Origin of the sequence: Cupriavidus plantarum (genome assembly GCF_905397285.1) — a bacterium.
Taxonomy (GTDB): domain Bacteria; phylum Pseudomonadota; class Gammaproteobacteria; order Burkholderiales; family Burkholderiaceae; genus Cupriavidus; species Cupriavidus plantarum.
In genome coordinates, this window is sequence record NZ_CAJPUX010000014.1 from 38,764 (window position 1) to 62,414 (window position 23,651).

Sequence of the window (23,651 nt, forward strand, 5' to 3'; positions counted from 1 at the left end):
CCGCGTCACATCGACGCGGCCTTTTTTACATGTGAGGCGAAGCCGACTTCGTCTCCTCAACGACAGTGACAGCAGCTCCCCGCCCGAATCTCCCTCCGAATCTTTACTTTGTCGGCCTGATGGGGGCCGGCAAGACGACAGTGGGCCGTATGGTGGCCAAGCGCCTCGATTACCCTTTCTTCGACTCCGACCACGAGCTCGAAGCGCGTTGTGGCGTCAAGATTCCGGTGATTTTCGAGTGCGAGGGGGAAGCGGGCTTCCGCGATCGCGAGCAGCAGGCGATTGCCGAACTCACGAGCCGGCAGGGTATCGTGCTGGCGACCGGCGGCGGCGCCGTGCTGCGGCCGGAGAATCGCGCGGCGCTGAAGGCCAACGGTACCGTGGTGTACCTGCGCGCGAGCCCCCATGATCTGTGGCTGCGCACGCGACACGATCGCAACCGTCCGCTTCTCCAGACCGAGAATCCCAAGGCCCGTTTGGAGGCGCTCTTCGCCGAGCGCGATCCGCTCTATCGCGAGGTCGCGGACTTCATCATCGAAACCGGCAAGCCGTCCGTGTCGCAGCTTGCTAATATGGTTCTCATGCAACTTGAAATGGCCGGCTACATATTCCCGCGCGCGGCGATCGCCGACGATGCGGAAAGCGCGCCGGCGCAGGGTTCCCACACATGATTACGCTTGAAGTCGACCTCGGGGCGCGCAGTTACCCGATCCATATCGGCGGCGGCCTGCTGGGCCGCGCCGACCTGCTGCAGCCGCATATTCGCGGCCAGCACGCGGTCATCGTCACGAACGAGACGGTGGGCCCGCTCTACGCCGCGCGCGTGGAGGCTGCCCTGACGTCGCTCGGCAAGACCGTGCGTGTGGTGACGCTGCCCGACGGCGAGCGTTTCAAGCAGTGGGACACGCTGAATCTGATCTTCGACGCGCTGTTACGCGCGGGCGCCGATCGCAAGACGACGCTGATCGCACTGGGCGGCGGTGTCGTGGGCGACATGACGGGGTTTGCCGCGGCGTCGTACATGCGCGGCGTGCCGTTCGTGCAGATGCCGACCACGCTGCTCGCGCAGGTGGATTCGTCGGTGGGCGGCAAGACGGGCATCAACCACCCGCTCGGCAAGAACATGATCGGCGCGTTCCACCAGCCGAACGCGGTGATCGCTGACATCGACGCGCTGCGTACGCTGCCACCGCGCGAACTGGCGGCGGGCATGGCGGAAGTCATCAAGCATGGCGCGATCGCCGATGCCGGATACTTCGAATGGATCGCCGCCAACATCGAGGCGCTCAACGCGTGCGATACGGCGTTGATGGCCGAGGCCGTGCGGCGCTCGTGCGAGATCAAGGCGTCCGTGGTGGCGAAGGACGAACGCGAAGGCGGACTGCGCGCCATCCTGAATTTCGGCCATACCTTCGGTCACGCGATCGAGGCGGGCATGGGCTATGGCGAATGGCTGCACGGCGAAGCGGTCGGCTGCGGCATGGTGATGGCGGCCGATCTGTCGCACCGGCTCGGCTTTATCGACGTGGAGACGCTGGCGCGCATCCGCACGCTGACGCAGAAGGCGATGCTGCCCGTGGTGGCGCCGGACCTCGGCGTCGATCGTTATATCGAACTGATGAAGGTGGACAAGAAGGCCGAGGCGGGCAGCATCAAGTTCATCCTGCTGCGGAAGCTCGGCGAGGCATTCATCACCACCGTGCCGGATCCGGATCTGCGCGACACATTGCGTCACGCGGTCCTGAAACCCCCGACCGAGGCGCCCGTGGCCTGATCGCACGGCCATGCCTCGCAACGCCAATGCCGGTCCCCTGCCGGACCCACGGATTGCCGCATGACCGATATCGAAGCCCATCTCGCCCCGTACGCCGCCCGCTCCGCGCAGTCGCGCGGTCGTGTTCACGCCGAAGCCGCGTCGTCGTCCCGCAGTGAATTCCAGCGCGATCGCGACCGTGTCATCCATAGCACGGCGTTCCGGCGGCTCGAGTACAAGACGCAGGTCTTCGTCAATCACGAGGGCGACCTGTTCCGCACGCGGCTGACGCACAGCCTCGAGGTGGCGCAGATCGCGCGCTCCATCGCCCGCAACCTGCGGCTGAACGAGGACCTCGTCGAAGCCATCTCGCTCGCGCACGACCTGGGCCACACGCCGTTCGGCCATGCGGGGCAGGACGCGCTCAACACCTGCATGAAGAACCATGGCGGGTTCGAGCACAACCTGCAGAGCCTGCTCGTCGTCGATGAACTCGAGGAGCGCTATGGCGGCTTCAACGGCCTGAACCTGACGTTCGAGACGCGCGAAGGCATCCTGAAGCATTGCTCGCGGGTCAATGCCGCGGCGCTCGGCGAGCTCGGCCGGCGCTTCCTCGAGGGCGCTCAGCCGTCGCTGGAGGCGCAGCTGGCCAATCTCGCCGACGAGATTGCCTACAACAACCACGATATCGACGACGGATTGCGGTCGGGCCTGCTGACGCTGGATCAGCTCGACGAGGTGCCGATGTGGGTACGTCATCGCGCCGAGGTCACCAAGGCGTTTCCGGGCATCAACGGGCGCCGGTCGATCAACGAAACGGTCCGGCGCATGATCAACACGCTGATCGTCGATCTGATCGAGACGACCACGCAGAACATCGCCGCAGCCAACGTGAAGTCGATCGACGCGGTGCGCGCGGCCGGCACGCTCGTCGCCTTCAGCCCCAAGGTCCATGAAGAAGCCGCTACGCTCAAGCGCTTCCTGTTCCGCCACCTGTATCGCCATTACCTCGTCATGCGGATGTCCGCGAAGGCGCAGCGCATCGTTTCCGACCTGTTCTCCGCTTTCATGTCGGACCCGCGCCTGCTGCCGCCGCAATATCAGGCGGGGCACGGTGGCGACCAGCCGCGCATGATTGCGCATTACATCGCCGGCATGACGGACCGGTACGCGATTCGCGAGCACCGGCGGATCTTTGCCGTGAGCGAGAGCGAGTAAGGCAGGGCCCCTAAAAAATGGGGACGGATCAACGGCGGGATCGGGCTATCATGAGGGCATTCGCGATTCGCTCCGTTGATGCCCCCCGATGGCCCGCCTGCCCCGTTTTTCCCCGACCGGTCTCCCTGCCCACGTGTTGCAGCGTGGCAACAATCGCCAGGCCATTTTTATTGGGCCGGACGACTACGCCGAATACCTCGATTGCCTTCGCATGGCCGCGCGCGAGCACGATCTGGCCGTGCACGCCTATGCGCTGCGGCCCAACCATGTCCATCTCGTCGCCACGCCAAAAGGGCCCGACGCGCTGAGCCTCGTGATACAGGCGGTGGGCCGCCGCTATGCGCGCTATTTCAACCGCGTGGCGTCGCGGACCGGGACGTTGTGGGAGGGGCGTTTCCGCTCGGTCGTGCTCGAACCGGACGCATGGCTGCTACCGGCCATGCTGTATGCGGAGCACAACGGCGTGCGCGCCGGCGATGTGGCATCCCCGGAACTCGATCGGTGGAACAGCTACCGACACCACGCCGGCATCGAAGCTAGCCCGTTAGTAAGCGATCACCCTGCGTACTGGGCGCTCGGCAATACACCGTTCGAGCGTCAATCGAACTATCGCCTTCTGATGGCCGATGGGCTGTCCGGTCGGACGCTGGAAACGCTGCGGCAGCATGCGCACAGCGGGTGGCCGCTGGGGAGCGATGCTTTTCTGGCGCAACTAGGCCGTCAGGCATCGCGACGTGTGCAGCCACTGCCCAAGGGTCGCCCTAAACGTGAAGCCAACACCGCCTCGGGAGACGAGGCGGACGAGGGGAGCGAGGCGGGTCAAAACGGTGCAGAAGTGGCGACGACGTAATGTGTCCCCATTTAAATGACCGCAAAAAATGGTGCAGATTTAAATCTGATCTGACCCCATTTAATAAGTTTTGCGAGTCATTCGGGATTCTCATATAGTTGCTCCACCCACATTCATTGTGCGGCGCGTCACGCTCGTGTACGCCGCAGCGGTACCGCTGTCCCGACATCCGCCATGCAGAGCGATGCCGACAGCCGAGCCCTACGGTCCCCCTGCTGATAGCGCGGCCTTCACCGGATTACTGCCCGTGGACCAAACGCAACACACCACCGATCTGCCCATCGAAGTCGAACAAAGCGGGCTTCCGCAGGCGCAGGGCCTCTATGACCCGACCAACGAAAAGGACGCCTGCGGCGTCGGCATGGTTGCGCACATCAAGGGCAAGAAGACGCACGAGATCGTCAGCCAGGGCCTGAAGATCCTCGAGAACCTCGATCACCGGGGTGCGGTCGGCGCGGATGCGCTGATGGGCGACGGCGCCGGCATCCTGATCCAGATCCCGGACCAGTTCTATCGCGAAGAAATGGCCAAGCAGGGCGTGACGCTGCCGCCCAATGGCGAATATGGCGTCGGCATGATCTTCCTGCCGAAGGAACACGCCTCGCGCCTCGCCTGCGAGCAGGAGCTCGAGCGCACGGTCCGCCTGGAAGGCCAGGTCGTGCTCGGCTGGCGCGATGTGCCGGTCGACTGCAACATGCCGATGTCGCCAACGGTCCGCAAGACGGAACCCGTGATCCGCCAGATCTTCATCGGCCGCGGCCGCGACATCATGACCACGGACGCGCTGGAACGTAAGCTCTACGTGATCCGCAAGACCGCGAGCCACGCCATCCAGGCGCTCAAGCTCAAGCACGGCAAGGAATACTTCGTGCCGTCGATGTCGGCGCGTACGGTCGTCTACAAAGGCCTGCTGCTGGCGAACCAGGTCGGCGAGTACTACCTCGACCTGCAGGACTCGCGCACCGTGTCGGCGCTCGCGCTCGTGCACCAGCGCTTCTCGACGAACACGTTCCCCGCGTGGGAGCTGGCCCACCCGTACCGCATGGTCGCGCACAACGGCGAAATCAACACGGTGAAGGGCAACGTCAACTGGATCAACGCGCGTACCGGCGCCATCTCCTCGCCCGTGCTCGGCGACGACCTGCCGAAGCTGTGGCCGCTGATCTATCCGGGCCAGTCGGATACCGCATCGTTCGACAACTGCCTCGAATTGCTGACGATGGCGGGCTACCCGCTCGTCCACGCGATGATGATGATGATTCCGGAAGCGTGGGAACAGCACACGCTGATGGACGACAACCGCCGCGCGTTCTACGAATACCATGCCGCGATGATGGAGCCGTGGGACGGCCCCGCCGCGATCTGCTTCACCGATGGCCGCCAGATCGGCGCGACGCTCGACCGTAACGGCCTGCGTCCGGCGCGTTTCTATGTGACCGAGGACGATATCGTCGTGCTGGCGTCGGAAGCCGGCGTGCTGCCGTTCCCCGAGTCGCGCGTGGTCCAGAAGTGGCGCCTGCAGCCGGGCAAGATGTTCCTGATCGACATGGAGCAGGGCCGCATCATCGACGACAAGGAACTGAAGGACAACCTCGCCAACGCCAAGCCGTACAAGAGCTGGATCGATGCCGTGCGCATCAAGCTCGACGAAATCGACGCGAAGGCCGAGGACGTGGCCGCCGAGAAGAAGCCGGTGGCGCGTCTGCTCGACCGCCAGCAGGCGTTCGGCTACACGCAGGAAGACGTCAAGTTCCTGATGGCGCCGATGGCCATCGCCGGCGAAGAGGCCACGGGGTCGATGGGCAACGATTCGCCGCTGGCCGTGCTGTCGTCGAAGAACAAGACGCTGTACCATTACTTCAAGCAGCTGTTCGCGCAGGTGACCAACCCGCCGATCGACCCGATCCGCGAGAACATGGTCATGTCGCTCGTGTCGTTCATCGGCCCGAAGCCGAACCTGCTCGAGCTGAACAACATCAATCCGCCGATGCGCCTCGAAGTGTCCCAGCCCGTGCTGGACTTCAAGGACATCGCGAAGATCCGCAACATCGAGCACTACACGGGCGGCAAGTTCCGTTCGTACGAGCTCAACATCTGCTATCCGGTCCAGTGGGGCAAGGAAGGCATCGAGGCGCGCCTGGCGTCGCTGTGCGCGGAGGCCGTGGACGCCGTGCGTTCGGGCTACAACATCCTGATCGTGACCGACCGCCGCGTCGATGACGGTCATGTGGCGATTCCCGCGCTGCTGGCGACCTCGGCCGTCCACCACCATCTGGTGGAGAAGGGCCTGCGCACGTCTACCGGCCTCGTCGTGGAAACCGGTTCGGCGCGAGAGGTGCATCACTTCGCGCTGCTGGCCGGCTACGGCGCGGAAGCCGTGCACCCGTACCTCGCGATGGAAACGCTTGCCGACATGGCCTCGGGCCTGTCGGGCGACCTGTCCTCGGACAAGGCCGTGAAGAACTTCGTCAAGGCGATTGGCAAGGGCCTGTACAAGGTCATGTCGAAGATGGGCATCTCGACGTACATGTCGTACACGGGCGCGCAGATCTTCGAAGCCATCGGCCTGTCGCGCGAACTCGTGCAGAAGTATTTCCACGGCACGCCGTCGAACGTCGAAGGCATCGGTATCTTCGAGGTCGCCGAGGAAGCGCTGCGCCTGCATCGCGACGCGTTCGGCAGCAATCCCGTGCTCGAGTCGATGCTCGATACGGGCGGCGAGTACGCCTACCGCGTCCGCGGCGAAGAGCATATGTGGACCCCGGATTCGGTGGCCAAGCTCCAGCACTCGGTCCGCGCCGACAACGGCAAGGGCGCGTACCAGACGTACAAGGAATACGCGAACATCATCAACGACCAGAGCCGCCGTCACATGACGCTGCGCGGCCTGTTCGAGTTCAAGGTCGATCCGGCGCGGGCGATTCCGCTCGAGGAAGTGGAGCCGGCCAAGGAGATCGTCAAGCGTTTCGCGACCGGTGCCATGTCGCTCGGCTCGATCTCGACGGAAGCCCACGCGACGCTGGCCGTGGCGATGAACCGTATTGGCGGCAAATCGAACACCGGTGAAGGCGGCGAGGACGAGAAGCGCTATCGCAACGAACTGCGCGGCATCCCCATCAAGCAGGGCGAGACGCTGAAGGGCCTCCTTGGCGACGGCGTAATCGAGCGCGACCTCGAACTGCAGGCGGGCGACTCGCTCCGTTCGAAGATCAAGCAGGTGGCATCGGGCCGTTTCGGCGTGACCGCCGAATACCTGGCATCGGCCGACCAGATCCAGATCAAGATGGCGCAGGGCGCCAAGCCGGGCGAAGGCGGCCAGCTGCCGGGCCACAAGGTGTCCGACTACATCGGCAAGCTGCGTTGCTCGGTGCCGGGCGTGGGCCTGATCTCGCCGCCCCCGCACCATGACATCTACTCGATCGAGGATCTGGCACAGCTGATCCACGATCTGAAGAACGTCAATCCGGTCTCCGACATTTCGGTCAAGCTCGTGTCCGAAGTGGGCGTGGGCACGATCGCGGCTGGCGTGGCCAAGGCCAAGGCCGACCACGTCGTGATCGCGGGCCATGACGGTGGCACCGGCGCGTCGCCGTGGTCGTCGATCAAGCATGCGGGCACGCCGTGGGAACTCGGCCTGGCCGAAACGCAGCAGACGCTGATGCTCAACGGCCTGCGTAACCGCATTCGCGTGCAGGCCGACGGCCAGATGAAGACGGGCCGCGACATCGTGATCGGCGCGCTGCTGGGCGCCGACGAGTTCGGCTTCGCCACGGCACCGCTGGTCGCCGAGGGCTGCATCATGATGCGCAAGTGCCATCTGAACACCTGCCCGGTGGGCGTGGCCACGCAGGATCCGGCGCTGCGCAAGAAATTCCAGGGCAAGCCCGAGCACGTCGTGAACTTCTTCTTCTTCGTTGCGGAAGAAGCGCGCGAGATCATGGCGCAACTGGGTATCCGCACGTTCGACGAGCTGATCGGCCGCGCCGACCTGCTCGACACGCGCGCCGGCATCGAACACTGGAAGGCGCGTGGCCTCGACTTCGGCCGCATCTTCTATCAGGCGCCGATCGCCGCCGATGTGCCGCGCTTCCATACGGATGTGCAGGACCACGGTCTGTCGGTGGAAGCCGGCAAGGCGCTCGACCACGTGCTGATCGCCAAGGCGCGTCCGGCCATCGACAAGGGTGAGCGCGTGTCGTTCATCCAGCCGGTGAAGAACGTGAACCGTACCGTCGGCGCGATGCTGTCGGGCGTGGTGGCCAAGCAGTACGGCCACGAGGGGCTGCCCGACGACACGATCCACATCCAGCTGCAGGGCACGGCGGGCCAGTCGTTCGGCGCGTTCCTCGCGCACGGCATCACGCTGGATCTGGTCGGTGACGGCAACGACTACGTGGGCAAGGGCCTGTCGGGCGGCCGCGTGATCGTGCGCACGCCGCACGAGTTCCGCGGCGATCCGACGCGCAACATCATCGTGGGCAACACGGTGCTGTACGGCGCGATCGCGGGTGAGGCGTTCTTCAACGGCGTGGCCGGTGAGCGCTTCGCGGTGCGTAACTCGGGCGCGGTGGCGGTGGTGGAAGGTACCGGCGACCACGGTTGCGAGTACATGACCGGCGGCACGATCGTCGTGCTCGGCGGCACCGGCCGTAACTTCGCGGCGGGCATGTCGGGCGGTGTGGCCTACGTCTACGACGAGGACGGCCTGTTCGACAAGCGCTGCAACACGTCGATGGTCGCGCTGGAATCGGTGCTCGCTTCGGCGGATCAGGAGAAGGGCCAGGCGCAGGCGCAGTGGCACAAGGTCAACGGCAAGCGCGTGCTGGACGAGGTGATCCTCAAGGGCCTGATCGAGCAGCATTTCCGCTACACCGGTTCCGAGCGCGCCAAGGCGCTGCTGTCGGACTGGGCGACGGCACGCCGCAAGTTCGTCAAGGTCTTCCCGACCGAGTACAAGCGCGCGCTGGGCGAGATGTTCGAGAAGGAACAAGCCGCGCGCGACGCGGATCGCGAGCCGGTGGCGGCCTGACCGGCGCCACACCACAACGAACGCGCCGCGCGGGTTGACGCTCCGCGGCGCATACAAGATGACCTCACAGCGAGGCCGGTCCGCTAACTGGCCTCGCGCAGCATGACCAAGGACGCAACATGGGTAAGGCGACTGGCTTTCTCGAATTTCCGCGCCAGAACGAAGGCTACGAGACCGTAGTCAAGCGCGTGAAGCACTACAAGGAATTCGTGTTCGCGCTGTCCGACAGCGAAGCGAAGATCCAGGGTGCGCGCTGCATGGACTGCGGCATTCCGTTCTGCAACAACGGCTGCCCGGTCAACAACATCATTCCCGACTTCAACGACCTCGTGTATCGCCAGGACTGGAAGTCGGCGATCGAGGTGCTGCACCAGACGAACAACTTTCCCGAGTTCACGGGCCGCATCTGCCCGGCACCGTGCGAGGCGGCCTGCACGCTCGGTATCAACGAGCTGCCGGTGGGCATCAAGTCGATCGAGCACGCGATCATCGACAAGGCCTGGGAAGAAGGCTGGGTGGCGCCGCAGGTGCCGAAGCACAAGACCGGCAAGACCGTCGCCGTGGTGGGCTCGGGCCCCGCGGGCCTGGCCGCCGCGCAGCAGCTGGCACGCGCCGGCCATGACGTGACCGTGTTCGAGAAGAACGACCGCATCGGCGGCCTGCTGCGCTACGGCATTCCCGACTTCAAGATGGAGAAGACGCTGATCGACCGCCGCATCGAACAGATGCAGGCCGAGGGCGTGACGTTCCGCGCGGGCGTGATGGTGACCGAGGGCGATCTGCCCGCTGGCATCAAGAACTACGCACGCGAGACGATCAGCGCGCAGGCGCTGATGGACCAGTTCGACGCCGTCGTGCTGGCCGGTGGCTCGGAAGTGCCGCGCGATCTGCCGGTACCGGGCCGCGAACTGCAAGGCGTGCACTACGCGCTGGAATTCCTGATTCCGCAAAACAAGGAAGTCGCGGGCGACGCGCTCAACGACATCCGCGCCGACGGCAAGCACGTGATCGTGATCGGTGGCGGCGATACGGGTTCCGACTGCGTGGGCACGTCGAACCGTCATGGCGCCACGTCGGTGACGCAGTTCGAGCTGCTGCCGCAGCCGCCGGAAGAAGAGAACAAGCCGCTGGTGTGGCCGTACTGGCCGATCAAGCTGCGTACGTCGTCCTCCCATGACGAAGGCTGCTCGCGCGACTGGTCCGTGGCGACGAAGGAGTTCATCGGCGAGAACGGCAAGATCAAGGCACTGAAGGCCTGCCGCGTCGAATGGAAGGATGGCCGCATGCAGGAAGTGCCCGACAGCGAATTCGTGCTGCCGGCCGATCTCGTGCTGCTGGCGATGGGCTTCACGAACCCCGTGGGTTCGGTGCTCGAAGCGTTCGGCGTCGATACCGATGCGCGCAAGAACGCCAAGGCCTCGACCGAAGGCGATCGCGCGTACTACACCAACGTGCCGAAGGTGTTCGCGGCCGGAGACGTGCGTCGTGGCCAGTCGCTCGTGGTGTGGGCCATCCGCGAAGGCCGTCAGGCCGCGCGCTCGGTCGACGCCTTCCTGATGGGCCATAGCGAACTGCCGCGATAATCGTGCGGTAAGCGCGCGGTAACTGTCACCCCGAGGCCTCGTCAGGGTTTCAGCCGCTTTTCCATCAGCACAGCAGTATCCCCGTACGCGGCCAGCTTGGCCGCGTACGCGTTTTGCGCGTCGATCGGCGCGTACCCAAGCCTGCGCCACCACGGCGCCGCCGATTGCACGGCGATCAGGCGCGACGTTTCCCATCCCTGCTCCAACGCCGACGCGTGCGCCGCTTCGTAGAGCCGTATGGCGATCCCCATGCCACGGCCTGCGGGGGCGACCGCCATGTCGTGGACGAACCAGACCAGAGGGGCGTGTTCGGGCCAGTCGCGTTGCAGCTGACCGTTCCATGGCGGCAGGGACGCCGCCGTCCATGGGTGCGTGAGGAGGTAGCCGAGAAACCGGGCGCCATCGTGGTCGTGGTTTTCCGCTTCCAGGGCGATCCAACAGGTCTGCGGGGAGAGGGCGATGCGGCTGGCCAGCGCGGCCTCGGATTCGATCAGGCCGTCGCCATAGCATTGCGCCTGCACGGCGGCCACACCGGCGAGGTCGGCGCGCGTCATGCGCCGGATTACGAGTTCGGACATGCGTGGATTATAGGGAGCTTGCCCGCATCGGTCCGCCACATAGGCCGCCCCATAGGCCGCCCCATCGGTCGCCCCATCGGCCGCCCGCAGGGCCATTGGGGTCCACCCGGCTATGGTTTACGTGCTCTGTGCCCAACCGCACCGAGTTCGTACAATTTTCTCGTACGACTCCTGGCGATCCTTTCAGCCGTCGAGATGCCGTGGCTCAGCCGCGGCGCGGAGGAAACAGATGTCCGAAGTGCGCACGCTGACGCGGCTTTGGCGAGGTCTGGCGAACTTGCAGGCGAGCGGTGGAAGGCTTGCGGCCCCATTCGCGGCCATATTCGCGGCCGTATTTGCGGCCATACTCGCCGCCACGGCGCTTGTCACCGGCCTGCCGGCACCTGCCCGCGCGCAGTCGTCGGACGCCGCTGCGTCCCGTCCCATGTCGTATCCGGCACGGCCGATGCGACTCATCGTGCCGTTTCCCGCGGGCGGCGTGGCGGACGCGGTCGCGCGCATGCTCGCCGAGCGCCTCTCCGCGCGCCTTGGCGTGGCCGTCGAGGTGGACAATCGGCCAGGCGCGTCGGGCACGACGGCGGGCGATGTGGTGGCCAAGGCCAGTTCCGATGGCCATACGCTGCTGTTCCATCAGGCAAACATGCTGATCCAGCCCGGACTCGAACCCGTTCCCTATGACGTGGTGCGCGACTTTACGCCGGTCGGCCGCGTGGCGACGATGCCGCTGTTTCTGGTCATCGACGGCCGGCTGCCAATGCAGACCCCGCAGCAGTGGAGCACCGCCGTGCGCGCCAACCCGTCGGCATATAGCTATGGCTACGGCCAGCCGGGCAGTCCTTCGCAACTCTATGCCGAGTATGCGGTGCGCGGGCTAGCCAACGGAGTGCCGCTGATCGCCGCCAAGGGAGAGACGGCTGTGGTGCAGGAGATCCTCGCCGGCCGCATCAGTGCCTGCTTCTGCTCGTTCGCCGCCGTGCAGACGCATCTGCGCAATAGTGGCGGGCAGAGCGGGGCGGGAGGGCTGAAGCTGCTCGCCGTGACGGGAATGACGCGGTCGCCGCTGGCGCCGCAGGTGCCGACGCTGCAGGAGTCGGGGATCGACGGCTATGCCTCCGCGCCCTGGTACGGCGTGATGGCGCCGGCGAAGACGCCGCGCGCGATCGTCGCGCGTCTGGCCTCGGAACTGGACGGCGTGACCGGGGAGCGCGAAGTCCGCGCGAGGCTCATGGCGGCCGGCCTGACTCCCGTGCGGGACTCGCCGGAAGCGTTTGCCACGGCTATTCGATCGGAATCCATCCAGTGGCAGGTGATCCTGCGGCAGGCGTCAAATGGCGGTGAACCGTAAAAGTAGGCGCAATATGCGGCAAGTTCGCCCACCCAGCGCGCAATTCCTTCAAATGTAACGGCAGTCACACGCGATCCGGCACGTGTAGGTGGTAGCCCTTATAATAGCCGCCTGTCCAATCCGGTGACAAAGTGACCGCTACCACTCCCGACCTTTCCGTCGCCCCTACGCCCGCTACGGCTCCCCATGGCCGATCGCGGGGCGAAGATATCGTCGTGCTCGACGATGTCGACTTCGCCTATGCGGATGGCGACAAGCCGATCCTTTCGGGCCTGACCATGCGCTTCCCGCGCGGCAAGGTGGTTGCCGTGATGGGCGGCTCCGGCTGCGGCAAGACCACGGTGCTACGCCTGATCGGCGGACAAGTGCGTCCGCGGCGCGGGCAAGTGACGTTTGCCGGCAAGGATATCGACGCGCTCGACCAGCGCGGCCTGTACGCCGTGAGGCGGCAGATGGGCATGCTGTTCCAGTTTGGCGCCCTGTTCACTGATCTGTCGGTATTCGACAACGTCGCGTTTCCGCTGCGAGAGCACACCGATCTTCCGGATTCGATGATCCGCGACCTCGTGCTGATGAAGCTCAACGCCGTCGGCCTGCGCGGCGCGCGCGACCTGATGCCCGCGCAGATCTCGGGCGGCATGGCGCGACGTGTGGCGCTGGCGCGGGCCATCGCGCTCGATCCGTCGCTGCTGATGTACGACGAACCGTTCGCGGGGCTGGACCCGATCTCGCTCGGCCTGACGGCGCGGCTGATCCGCAGCCTCAACGATGCACTCGGCGCGACGACGATCATCGTGTCGCACGACGTGCAGGAAACCTTCCAGATCGCGGATTACGTGTACTTCATCGCCAATGGCCGTATCGCCGCCGAGGGCGAGCCCGATGCGCTGCGCGCCTCGACCGATCCGTTCGTGCATCAGTTCGTGCACGCCGAAGCCGACGGTCCGGTGCCATTCCACTATGGCGGCCCGTCGCTCGCCGACGACTTTCTTGCCGGAGGTCGCCGATGAACGCCGTCGTGTCGTTTTTCAGCGCGATCGGCGCGTTTGTGCGCCTGGGCATTTCCGGCATCGGCAACGGCGCGCGCATGTTTGTGTCGATGCTCGCGCTGTCGCCCGCGCTGCTGCGCCGCCCGCGGCTCGTGACCGATCAGGTCTTCTTCGTCGGCAACCTTTCGCTGGTGATCATCGCCGTATCCGGCCTGTTCGTCGGTTTTGTGCTCGGATTGCAGGGCTACTACACGCTGAATCGCTACGGCTCCGAGCAGGCGCTCGGCCTGCTCGTGGCGCTGTCGCTTGTGCGTGAGCTTGGACCGGTGGTGTCCGCGCTGCTGTTCGCGGGCCGCGCGGGGACGTCGCTGACCGCCGAGATCGGTCTGATGAAGGCGGGCGAGCAGCTGACCGCGATGGAGATGATGGCCGTCAATCCGCTGCAACGCGTGATCGCGCCGCGCTTCTGGGCGGGTGTCATCGCCATGCCGATTCTCGCGGCGATTTTCAGCGCGGTGGGCATCCTCGGCGGTTACCTCGTCGGTGTGCAGCTGATCGGCGTGGACTCGGGCGCGTTCTGGTCGCAGATGCAGGGTGGCGTCGATGTGCGCGCCGACGTGCTGAACGGCGTCATCAAGAGCTTCATTTTTGGCGTGGCCGTGACGTTTATTGCTCTGTATCAGGGCTTCGAGGCGCGGCCGACGCCGGAGGGCGTGTCGCGCGCCACCACGCGTACCGTGGTGCTCGCCTCGCTGGCCGTGCTCGGGCTGGACTTCCTGCTGACCGCGCTGATGTTCAGCTGAGCCAGCACCTACAGAACAGAAGAACAGAATGGAAAAGACGATCGCATGAAGAAAAATTCCCTCGATTTCTGGGTCGGGCTGCTGGTGGTGGCGGGGTTTGCCGCGCTGCTGTTCCTTGCGCTCAAGGCCGGCAACCTGAGCTCGTTCTCGTTCGAGCAGACCTACCGTGTGCGGGCCGACTTCGACAACATCGGCGGCCTGAAGGCGCGCGCCCCGGTCAAGAGCGCGGGCGTGGTGGTGGGCCGTGTCGCGGAGATCCGCTTCGACGACCAGAGCTATCTGGCGACGGTGGAGCTCAACATCGACAAGCGCTACCAGTTCCCCAAGGACTCATCCGCCAAGATCCTGACGTCGGGTCTGCTGGGCGAGCAGTACATCGGCCTCGAAGCCGGCGGCGACGCGAAGATGCTCGCCGATAACAGCAAGATCACAATGACCCAGTCCGCGGTAGTGCTCGAGAACCTGATTGGCCAGTTCCTGTACAACAAGGCGGCGGACTCGGGCGCCGGCGGTGGCAACACCGGCGGCAGCGCGTCGGGTGGCGCTTCGGCAGGCGCGTCGGCGGGTGCGGCGCTGCCGGCCGCGCCGGGTACGGCAGGGGGTGCGAAATGAAGCGCGCCCGCTCCCGAAAACTGATCGCGACGGCATCGATTGCCGCCGCTGCTTTCCTGTCGGGCTGTGCGACTGGCCCCGACGCCAACCCGAAAGACCCGTTCGAGCCGTTCAACCGCGGCGTGACGCGGGTCAACGACGAGATCGACAAGTACGCGCTGAAGCCCGTGGCGCAGACCTATGCGGACTACGTGCCGTCGCCCATCCGCACGGCGGTCGGCAACGTGTTCTCGAACGTCAGCGACGTCTACTCGGCGGTGAACAACCTGCTGCAGGGCAAGCCGTCGCGTGCGGCGGAAGACACGATGCGCGTGGCCATCAATACCATTCTCGGTATCGGCGGCCTGATCGACATCGCCACGCCGGGCGGCCTGCCCAAGTACAAGGAAGACTTCGGCCAGACGCTGGGCGTGTGGGGCGTGCCGTCGGGCCCGTACCTCGTGCTGCCGCTGTTCGGGCCGAGCACGGTGCGCGACACGGGCGGCATGGTGGTGGACCGGCTGATGGACCCGACCTCGTATATCTATCCCGTGTGGGCCCGTTATGCGGTGTCGGGCGTGCGCGTGGTCGATGGCCGCTCGCAGTTGCTGGCCGCGACGAGCCTGATCGACGCCGCCGCGCTCGACCGTTACGCCTTCCTGCGGGACTCGTACCTGCAGCGCCGCGAGTACCTGATCTATGACGGTAACCCGCCCGGCGGCGATGACGAGGAACCCGGCAGCTCCTCGGAGCAGGGCGATCAGCAGGCACTGCCGGCGTCGCCGGCGCAGCGTCTCGTGCCCGGCAGCCCCGCTTTCCGTTTCGGTCGCTAAGCCTCGCTGGCTCTCGATCGTCCCCCACGTGTGAAGGTGATGTGAGGGCGGAAACAAATTGTATGGAAGTGGCGTCCAAGCCCTGAGTCACGGCGCATTGCCCGGACGCCTGTGTTTCAATGCGTGCGAAGGCCGGTTGTCCCTACGACCCGCACTAGATAGAAAGGAAAAACGCTCATGCTGAAGCGACTGTTGGCCCCCTTCCTCACCGTCATGGCACTGACCGGCGCTGCGTTCACCGCGCCGGCCCACGCACAGGTGTCCGCCGATGCCGCCCAGACTCCGGATGGTCTCGTCAAGGCCGTGGTGTCCGACGTGATGAACACCGTCAAGAGCGACAAGGACATGCAGTCCGGCAACATCGGCAAGATCACGCAACTCGTCGAGCAGAAGATCCTCCCGCACGCGAATTTCGAGAAGACCACGCAGATCGCGATGGGCCGTAACTGGTCGAAGGCTTCGCCGGAGCAGCAGAAGGCCATCACCGAGCAGTTCAAGACGCTGCTGATCCGTACCTACGCCGGCGCGATCGCGCAGATTCGCGACCAGGCGGTGCAATACCGTCCGTACCGCGGCAACGCCGACGACACCGACGCCACCATCCGCACGCAGGTGATCAACAAGGGCGAGCCGATCCAGATGGATTACCGCCTCGAGAAGACGCCCGAAGGCTGGAAGGTGTATGACATCAACGTGCTGGGCGCGTGGCTGACCGAGGCGTACAAGGGCAGCTTCAATACGATCGTGACGCAGCAGGGCATCGACGGCGTCATCAAGACGCTGCAGGACCGCAACAAGCAGCTCGCGAACGCCAAGTAAGCGCGACTTCGCGTACAATCGGCTTTCATGCCCGAATGTGCGAAACGCCCGTGGCCTGCCACGGGCGTTTTGATTTGGGTCTGACGCTTCCACATCGCCTGACATCGCCTCACATCGCATGCTTTCGCTCGGAACCTCGCTCACCAACCAGAACGCCGCCGCCGTGCTGCGTGACGGGCTGGCGCGCGTGGCGCAGGGCGATGTCGCGGTCGATTGCGCGGGCCTGACGCATGTCGATTCGTCGGCCGTCGCCGTGCTGCTCGGCTGGCAACGCGCGGCCTCGGGCCGTGGCCAGACGCTGTCGATCGTCAACGTGCCGCCGCAGCTCGGCGAGCTGGCCGCTCTCTATGGCGTCGCGGGCCTCCTCGGCCTGCCGGCCGACGCCGCCCATCCGCAAGGCCACCACCGACATTGAACCGGCATCCCTGGTTGCGCGGCGCATCTGCATCCGGTTGCGCGAAGCCAGGCGATGCCCCGGCGGTGGGTCCAAAGCGGGACCTACCCCGCATCCCCTATAATTCCGGGTTATTCGCCCCCATATGCCCCTGACATCGTTCCGCCAGGTGCTGCGCGGCAGACCCGGGGGCTCCAAATCCAAGCCAGGCCGGTCCCGAAAAGCGGACCCGTCACAAGACATTCGGCCATGAAAGCCATCGAAATCGCCGACGTTCGCAAGCGCTATCGCAGTCTGCAAGCGCTGAAGGGCGTCAGTTTTACCGTCGAGCAAGGCGAATTTTTCGGCCTGCTCGGCCCGAACGGCGCGGGCAAGACGACGTTGATCTCGATCCTCGCGGGCTTGAACCGCGCGGATTCCGGCCGTATCCGGGTGCTGGGCCACGATGTGGTGGACGACTACCGCATGGCGCGCCGCATGCTCGGCGTGGTGCCGCAGGAACTCGTGTTCGACCCGTTCTTTACGGTCCGCGAGACGCTGCGCCTGCAGTCCGGCTACTTCGGCATGCGGAACAACGACGACTGGATCGACGAGATCATGGCCAACCTCGATCTCACGAACAAGGCCGACAGCAATATGCGCCAGCTCTCGGGCGGCATGAAGCGCCGCGTGCTCGTGGCGCAGGCGCTGGTGCACCGCCCGCCCGTGATCGTGCTCGACGAGCCGACCGCCGGGGTGGACGTGGAGCTGCGCCAGACGCTGTGGAAGTTCATCTCCCGCCTGAACAGGGAGGGCCACACGATCATCCTCACCACGCATTACCTTGAAGAAGCCGAAGCGCTGTGCGATCGCATCGCGATGCTCAAGTTCGGCGAGGTGGTCGCGCTCGACCGCACGAGCAGCCTGCTTAATCAGTTCGCGGGCCTGCAGTTGGTACTTACCCTCTCGCGTGGCGCTCTGCCTGTCGCGCTCGAGGCACTGCGCATGCCGGCCAACCCCGGCGAGCGCGCGCATCGGCTGCGGCTGTCGGGCTACGAGGCTGTGGAACCCATCCTGGCCGCGCTGCGCGAGGCGGGTTGCGAGATCGAGGACATGGAAGTGAGCAAGGCCGATCTCGAGGACGTTTTCGTCCAGATCATGCGCCGTGAGGGGCACATGCCCGGCGCCACGCCGGCCACTGCGATGGAGGCCGCGGCATGAAGACGCAGGCGGAAATCGAACTGGCCGAGAATGCGCGCCTGTCGGCCATGTCCGTGGGCGGATTCGTGGGCTTTCGCACGCTGCTTTACAAGGAAGTGTTGCGCTTCTGGAAGGTCGCGTTCCAGACTGTGGCGGCACCGGTGATGACCGCGGTGCTGTACCTGCTGATCTTCGGCCACGTGCTCGAAGGCCGCGTGGAGGTGTACGACCGCATCACCTACACGGCGTTCCTCGTGCCGGGTCTCGTGATGATGAGCATCCTGCAGAATGCGTTCGCGAACAGTTCCTCGTCACTGATCCAGTCAAAGATCACGGGCAACCTTGTGTTTATCATGCTGCCGCCGCTGTCGCACTGGGAGATGTTCGGCGCGTACGTTGCGGCTTCGATCATCCGCGGCATCAGCGTGGGCATCGGCGTGCTGATCGTGACGGCGCTGCTCGCGCCGATGCATCTGGCGAATATCGGATGGGTGCTGGTGTTCGCGGTCCTCGGGGCCGCGATCCTCGGGACGCTCGGGTTGATTGCCGGGATCTGGGCGGAGAAGTTCGACCAGCTCGCGGCATTCCAGAATTTCCTGATCATGCCGGCCACATTCCTGGCGGGAGTGTTCTATTCGATTCATACCCTGCCGCCGTTCTGGCAGGCGGTGTCGCACGCCAACCCGTTCTTCTACATGATCGACGGGTTCCGCTACGGGTTCTTCGGCCAATCGGATGTATCGCCGATGTTCAGCCTGGCCGTGGTCGGCGTGGCGTTCGTGGTGCTCGCGGCGCTCGCGCTGCGGATGCTGCGCACCGGATACAAGCTGCGGCACTGAGGCCGTTTCAAGTTTCAAGTTTTACGTTTCACATTCGCGACGAGACACACATGCTGCCCACACCGGAACAAGTCAGGGACTACATTGCCCAAGGATTGCCCTGCGACCATCTGGAAGTCGAAGGCGACGGCCAGCACTTCTTCGCGACGATCGTCAGCGCGGAATTCGACGGCAAGCGCCTGATCCAGCGGCATCAGCGCGTGTACGCGGCGCTGGGCGACCGCATGCGCGCGGAAATCCACGCGCTGTCGATGAAGACGCTCACGCCGGCCGAATGGCAGGCCGGCGCCGGACAGAAGTAACCAGACATAACGATCCCGCCGCGGTATCGCCGGGCGGGACCAACACGACGGAACATGGACAAATTCCAGATTCAGGGCAATGGCCCGCTGTCCGGAGAAATCCGGGTCTCGGGCGCAAAGAACGCGGCGCTGCCGATCCTGTGCGCGGGCCTGCTGACCGCCGATGACGTGATCATCGACAACGTGCCGAATCTGCAGGACGTGCGCACGATGCTCAAGCTGCTCCGCCAGATGGGCATGAAGGCGGAGCTCGACGGCGCGCGCGCCACGCTGAACGGCGCGGACGTGAACCTGCCCGAAGCCTCGTACGACCTGGTCAAGACCATGCGCGCGTCGATCCTCGTGCTCGGCCCGCTGGTCGCGCGCTTCGGCGAGGCGCGTGTGTCGCTGCCTGGCGGCTGTGGCATCGGCGCGCGGCCGGTGGATCAGCACATCAAGGGCCTGCAGGCGATGGGCGCCGAGATCTCGATCGAGCACGGCTTTATCCACGCCCGCGCGTCGCGCCTGAAGGGCACGCGCGTGGTCACCGACATGATCACCGTCACGGGTACCGAGAACCTGCTGATGGCCGCGACGCTGGCCGAAGGCGAGACCGTGCTCGAGAACGCCGCGCGCGAACCGGAAGTGACGGACCTCGCGAACCTGCTCGTTGCCATGGGCGCGCGCATCGAGGGTATCGGCACGGATCGGCTGGTCATTCAGGGCGTGGAGCGCCTGCACGGCGCCACGCATTCGGTCGTGGCCGATCGCATCGAGGCCGGCACGTTCCTGTGCGCGGCCGCCGCGACGCTGGGCAACGTGGTGCTGCGCGACGTGCCGCCGCTGATCCTCGACGCCGTGCTCGCCAAGCTGCGGGAGACCGGCGCGCAGATCGAGACCGGCGACGACTGGATCAGGCTGTCGATGCCGACCCGCCCGCAGGCCGTCAGCTTCCGCACGTCCGAATACCCGGCGTTCCCGACCGACATGCAGGCCCAGTTCATGGCCCTCAATGCGGTCGCCGACGGCACGGCGCGCATCACCGAGACGATCTTCGAGAACCGCTTCATGCACGTGCAGGAGCTCAACCGGCTCGGCGCAAACATCACGGCCGAGGGCAACACGGCGGTGGTGACCGGCGTGCCGCGCCTGTCGGGCGCGACGGTCATGGCAACGGATCTGCGCGCTTCGGCGAGCCTCGTGATCGCCGGCCTCGTGGCGGAAGGCGATACCGTCATCGACCGCATCTACCATCTCGACCGTGGCTACGATCGCATGGAAGACAAGCTGTCCGCGGTGGGCGCCAAGATCCGCCGCATTTCCTGACCGCAGGTCAGGCAAACGCCCAGAACAAGATTGAGAAGAATTCGATGAGTCCCGCTGCTTTTGCCTCGATGAACGCCTCCGCCGGTCAGCTCACGCTGGCGCTGTCCAAGGGCCGCATCTTCACGGAGACCCTGCCGCTGCTCGAAGCCGCGGGCATCCACGTCACCGAAGATCCGGAGACCTCGCGCAAGCTGATCCTGCCGACGTCCGATCCGGCCGTGCGCGTGATCATCGTGCGCGCGTCGGACGTGCCGACGTATGTGCAATACGGTGCGGCCGATTTCGGCGTGGCCGGCAAGGACGTGCTGCTCGAGCATGGCATGACGGGCCTGTATGCGCCGATCGATCTCAATATTGCCCGCTGCCGCATGTCGGTCGCGGTGCCGGCGGGCTTCGACTACGTCAGCGCGGTGCGCCAGGGCGCGCGCCTCGCGGTGGCCACCAAATACGTGCAGACCGCGCGCGAGCACTTCGCCAAGAAGGGCGTGCACGTGGATCTGATCAAGCTGTATGGATCGATGGAACTGGGCCCGCTCGTGGGCCTGTCCGACGCGATCGTCGACCTCGTGAGCACCGGCGGCACGCTGCGTGCGAACAATCTGGTCGAGGTCGAGGAGATCATGCAGATCTCGTCGCGGCTGGTCGTGAACCAGGCCGCGCTGAAACTCAAGCGCGAACGGCTCGCGCCAATTCTCGAAGCGTTCGAAGCCGCCTCGGCCGCCATGGCCTGACGGTGCGAGGAAGGTAGCGAGGAAGGAAGTCATGAACGAAACCGATATGGACAACCTGTCGATCCGCCGGCTCGACTCCACCGAACCCGGCTTTGCCACGGCACTGCGCCAGGTGCTGGCGTTCGAGGCCGGCGAGGACGAGGCGATCGATCGCGCGGCCGCGCAGATCCTGGCCGACGTGCGCGCGCGCGGCGACGAGGCGGTGCTCGAATACACGGCCCGATACGACCGCGTGGAAGCGACGTCGCTGACGGCGCTGGAACTGTCGCAGGCCGAACTCGAAGCCGCGCTCGAAGAGCTCGAACCCAAGCGCCGCGCGGCGCTGGAAGCGGCCGCGGCGCGCGTGCGCGCCTATCACGAGAAGCAGAAGATCGAATGCGGCAGCCATAGCTGGGAATACACCGAGGCCGACGGCACGATGCTGGGCCAGAAGGTGACCCCGCTGGACCGCGTGGGCCTGTACGTGCCCGGCGGCAAGGCCGCGTATCCGTCGTCGGTGCTGATGAACGCGATTCCCGCGCGCGTCGCCGGCGTGAAGGAAGTCATCATGGTCGTGCCCACGCCCGGTGGCGTGCGCAACGAACTGGTGCTGGCCGCCGCGCAGATCGCGGGCGTGGACCGCGTGTTCACGATCGGCGGCGCGCAGGCCGTGGGCGCGCTCGCGTACGGCACCGCGACGATTCCGCAGGTCGACAAGATCGTGGGTCCGGGCAATGCCTACGTTGCCGCGGCCAAGCGTCGCGTGTTCGGCACGGTTGGCATCGACATGATCGCCGGCCCGTCGGAAATCCTGGTCATCTGCGATGGCACCACCGATCCGGACTGGGTCGCGATGGATCTGTTCTCGCAGGCCGAGCACGACGAACTCGCGCAATCGATCCTGCTGTGCCCGGATGCCGAGTACATCGACCGCGTGGAAGCCAGCATCCAGCGCCAGCTCGGCACGATGCCGCGCCGGCAGGTCATCGCCGCGTCGCTGTCCGGCCGTGGCGCCCTGATCAAGGTGCGCGACATGGAGGAAGCCTGCGAGATCGCTAACGCGATCGCGCCCGAGCACCTCGAGATCTCCGCCGACAATCCGCGCCAGTGGAGCGAGAAGATTCGCCACGCCGGTGCGATTTTCCTCGGCCGTTATACAAGCGAGTCGCTGGGCGACTACTGCGCGGGTCCGAATCACGTCCTGCCGACATCGCGCACCGCGCGTTTCTCGTCGCCGCTGGGGGTCTACGACTTCCAGAAGCGTTCGAGCCTGATCGAGGTCAGCGAGGGTGGGGCGCAGATGCTGGGACAGATCGCCGCGGAACTCGCGTATGGCGAGGGTCTGCAGGCGCATGCCCGTAGCGCCGAATTCCGCTTCAAACGCTAAGACGTTTTTTTCACTACCGACCTAACAAAGGATTCTCATGTCATCCGCAGCACCTTCCCTGATCGACCGCATCATCCGTGACGACGTACGCGCCATGGGCGCCTACCACGTGCCGGATTCGCACGGTCTGGTGAAGCTCGATGCCATGGAGAACCCGTACCGCCTGCCGCCGGCGCTGCGCGAGGAACTCGGCAAGCGGCTGTCGGAGGTCGCGCTGAACCGGTATCCGGTGCCGACCAGCGAAGCGCTGCGCGCGAAGCTGAAGTCGGTGATGCAGGTACCCGTCGGCATGGAGGTGCTGCTCGGCAACGGTTCGGACGAACTGATCAGCATCATCGCGATGGCGGCGGCAAAGCCCGGCGCGAAGGTGCTGGCGCCGGTGCCGGGCTTCGTGATGTACGCGATGTCGGCGCAGTTCGCGGGTCTCGAATTCGTCGGCGTGCCGCTGCGCGAGGACTTTTCGCTCGACCGCGCGCGGATGCTGCGCAAGATGGCCGAGGAACAGCCGGCGATCATTTACCTCGCCTACCCGAACAACCCGACCGGTAACCTGTTCGACGCCGAGGACATGGAAGTGATCGTGCGCGCCGCCAATGGCGACGTCTGCAATAGCCTCGTGGTCGTGGACGAAGCCTATCAGCCGTTCGCGCAGGACAGCTGGATGCCGCGCCTGGCGGACTTCGACAACCTGCTGGTCATGCGCACCGTGTCCAAGCTCGGCCTCGCGGGTATCCGCCTCGGCTACATGGCCGGCGCGCCCGCATGGATCGAACAGTTCGACAAGGTTCGCCCGCCGTACAACATCAACGTGCTGACGGAAGCGACCGCGCTGTTCGCGCTCGAACACGTCGACGTGCTCGACGAACAGGCCGCGCAACTGCGCGAGCAACGCTCGGCACTGGCCGCGCAACTCGCGGCGCAGCCGGGCGTCACCGTGTTCCCGAGCGATGCCAACTTCCTTCTCATTCGCGTGCCGGATGCGGCACAGACGTTCGAACGTCTCGTTTCGCGCAAGGTACTGATCAAGAACGTGAGTAAAATGCACGCATTGCTGGCCAACTGTCTGCGCGTGACGGTCAGCACGCCCGAAGAAAACGCGCAGTTCATGGAAGCTTTTGTCGCTTCGTTGCAGGATTAACACCAC

The 23,651-nt window shown here is 65.5% G+C and carries 21 protein-coding genes; 20 read left to right on the top strand and 1 reads right to left on the bottom strand.

Annotation, left to right across the window (positions count from 1 at the left end; genetic code table 11):
- The first annotated feature begins 149 nt into the window (after nucleotides 1-149).
- From KHP16_RS27220 to KHP16_RS27245, 6 genes are all read left to right on the top strand, one after another.
- Nucleotides 150-671 (top strand): shikimate kinase, encoded by a 522-nt coding sequence (locus tag KHP16_RS27220; RefSeq protein WP_244836082.1) that lies wholly within the window; start codon nucleotides 150-152, stop codon nucleotides 669-671.
- The gene (gene aroB, locus KHP16_RS27225) at nucleotides 668-1,774 is read left to right on the top strand and encodes a 3-dehydroquinate synthase (RefSeq protein ID WP_211961548.1); all 1,107 of its coding nucleotides are present in this window, start codon (nucleotides 668-670) and stop codon (nucleotides 1,772-1,774) included. The genes KHP16_RS27220 and aroB overlap by 4 nt, the downstream gene beginning before the upstream one ends.
- A gap of 60 nt (nucleotides 1,775-1,834) precedes the next feature.
- On the top strand, nucleotides 1,835-2,971 hold the full coding sequence (locus KHP16_RS27230; RefSeq protein ID WP_109585118.1) for a deoxyguanosinetriphosphate triphosphohydrolase: 1,137 nt from the start codon (nucleotides 1,835-1,837) through the stop codon (nucleotides 2,969-2,971).
- Between the two features lie 88 nt (nucleotides 2,972-3,059).
- Complete coding sequence (locus tag KHP16_RS27235) at nucleotides 3,060-3,821, top strand: transposase (protein WP_211961549.1); 762 nt, start codon at nucleotides 3,060-3,062, stop codon at nucleotides 3,819-3,821.
- Nucleotides 3,822-4,182: 361 nt separating this feature from the next.
- Entirely contained in the window at nucleotides 4,183-8,850 is a 4,668-nt protein-coding gene (locus tag KHP16_RS27240) for a glutamate synthase-related protein (protein WP_244214871.1), read from the top strand.
- A gap of 119 nt (nucleotides 8,851-8,969) precedes the next feature.
- Nucleotides 8,970-10,433 carry a glutamate synthase subunit beta gene (locus KHP16_RS27245; RefSeq protein ID WP_109585120.1) on the top strand — a complete coding sequence of 488 codons (1,464 nt, stop codon included), beginning with the start codon at nucleotides 8,970-8,972 and terminating at the stop codon, nucleotides 10,431-10,433.
- Nucleotides 10,434-10,474: 41 nt separating this feature from the next.
- Here KHP16_RS27245 and KHP16_RS27250 read toward each other — a convergent pair whose 3' ends face one another.
- Complete coding sequence (locus KHP16_RS27250; protein ID WP_211961550.1) at nucleotides 10,475-11,011, bottom strand: GNAT family N-acetyltransferase; 537 nt, start codon at nucleotides 11,009-11,011, stop codon at nucleotides 10,475-10,477.
- 229 nt (nucleotides 11,012-11,240) lie between these two features.
- On the opposite strand from KHP16_RS27250, the gene KHP16_RS27255 reads away from it, so the two are divergent.
- From KHP16_RS27255 to hisC, 14 genes are all read left to right on the top strand, one after another.
- Nucleotides 11,241-12,356: a tripartite tricarboxylate transporter substrate binding protein gene (locus KHP16_RS27255; RefSeq protein WP_109585122.1), complete on the top strand. Its 1,116-nt coding sequence runs from the start codon at nucleotides 11,241-11,243 to the stop codon at nucleotides 12,354-12,356.
- A gap of 209 nt (nucleotides 12,357-12,565) precedes the next feature.
- A complete protein-coding gene (locus KHP16_RS27260; protein WP_109585222.1) occupies nucleotides 12,566-13,366 on the top strand; it encodes an ABC transporter ATP-binding protein in 801 nt (266 codons plus the stop codon).
- Nucleotides 13,363-14,148 (top strand): lipid asymmetry maintenance ABC transporter permease subunit MlaE, encoded by a 786-nt coding sequence (gene mlaE, locus KHP16_RS27265; RefSeq protein ID WP_109585123.1) that lies wholly within the window; start codon nucleotides 13,363-13,365, stop codon nucleotides 14,146-14,148. Before KHP16_RS27260 ends, mlaE begins: the two co-directional genes overlap by 4 nt.
- A 45-nt stretch (nucleotides 14,149-14,193) precedes the next feature.
- Nucleotides 14,194-14,760 (top strand): outer membrane lipid asymmetry maintenance protein MlaD, encoded by a 567-nt coding sequence (gene mlaD, locus KHP16_RS27270; RefSeq protein ID WP_109585124.1) that lies wholly within the window; start codon nucleotides 14,194-14,196, stop codon nucleotides 14,758-14,760.
- Complete coding sequence (locus KHP16_RS27275; protein WP_211961551.1) at nucleotides 14,757-15,572, top strand: MlaA family lipoprotein; 816 nt, start codon at nucleotides 14,757-14,759, stop codon at nucleotides 15,570-15,572. Before mlaD ends, KHP16_RS27275 begins: the two co-directional genes overlap by 4 nt.
- A 177-nt stretch (nucleotides 15,573-15,749) precedes the next feature.
- On the top strand, nucleotides 15,750-16,391 hold the full coding sequence (locus tag KHP16_RS27280; protein ID WP_109585126.1) for an MlaC/ttg2D family ABC transporter substrate-binding protein: 642 nt from the start codon (nucleotides 15,750-15,752) through the stop codon (nucleotides 16,389-16,391).
- A gap of 118 nt (nucleotides 16,392-16,509) precedes the next feature.
- Nucleotides 16,510-16,806, top strand: a complete 297-nt coding sequence (locus tag KHP16_RS27285) for an STAS domain-containing protein (RefSeq protein WP_109585127.1) — start codon at nucleotides 16,510-16,512, stop codon at nucleotides 16,804-16,806.
- A gap of 228 nt (nucleotides 16,807-17,034) precedes the next feature.
- Nucleotides 17,035-17,985, top strand: a complete 951-nt coding sequence (locus tag KHP16_RS27290) for an ABC transporter ATP-binding protein (protein WP_211961552.1) — start codon at nucleotides 17,035-17,037, stop codon at nucleotides 17,983-17,985.
- Nucleotides 17,982-18,803, top strand: a complete 822-nt coding sequence (locus tag KHP16_RS27295) for an ABC transporter permease (protein ID WP_109585129.1) — start codon at nucleotides 17,982-17,984, stop codon at nucleotides 18,801-18,803. The genes KHP16_RS27290 and KHP16_RS27295 overlap by 4 nt, the downstream gene beginning before the upstream one ends.
- Nucleotides 18,804-18,853: 50 nt before the next feature.
- Complete coding sequence (locus KHP16_RS27300) at nucleotides 18,854-19,105, top strand: BolA family protein (protein ID WP_109585130.1); 252 nt, start codon at nucleotides 18,854-18,856, stop codon at nucleotides 19,103-19,105.
- 54 nt (nucleotides 19,106-19,159) lie between these two features.
- Complete coding sequence (gene murA / locus KHP16_RS27305) at nucleotides 19,160-20,410, top strand: UDP-N-acetylglucosamine 1-carboxyvinyltransferase (RefSeq protein WP_109585131.1); 1,251 nt, start codon at nucleotides 19,160-19,162, stop codon at nucleotides 20,408-20,410.
- A gap of 68 nt (nucleotides 20,411-20,478) precedes the next feature.
- Complete coding sequence (gene hisG / locus KHP16_RS27310; protein WP_373561982.1) at nucleotides 20,479-21,141, top strand: ATP phosphoribosyltransferase; 663 nt, start codon at nucleotides 20,479-20,481, stop codon at nucleotides 21,139-21,141.
- A 31-nt stretch (nucleotides 21,142-21,172) separates the two neighbouring features.
- Nucleotides 21,173-22,507: a histidinol dehydrogenase gene (gene hisD, locus KHP16_RS27315; RefSeq protein WP_109585133.1), complete on the top strand. Its 1,335-nt coding sequence runs from the start codon at nucleotides 21,173-21,175 to the stop codon at nucleotides 22,505-22,507.
- Nucleotides 22,508-22,544: 37 nt separating this feature from the next.
- Complete coding sequence (gene hisC / locus KHP16_RS27320) at nucleotides 22,545-23,645, top strand: histidinol-phosphate transaminase (protein WP_211961553.1); 1,101 nt, start codon at nucleotides 22,545-22,547, stop codon at nucleotides 23,643-23,645.
- Nucleotides 23,646-23,651: the final 6 nt, after the last annotated feature.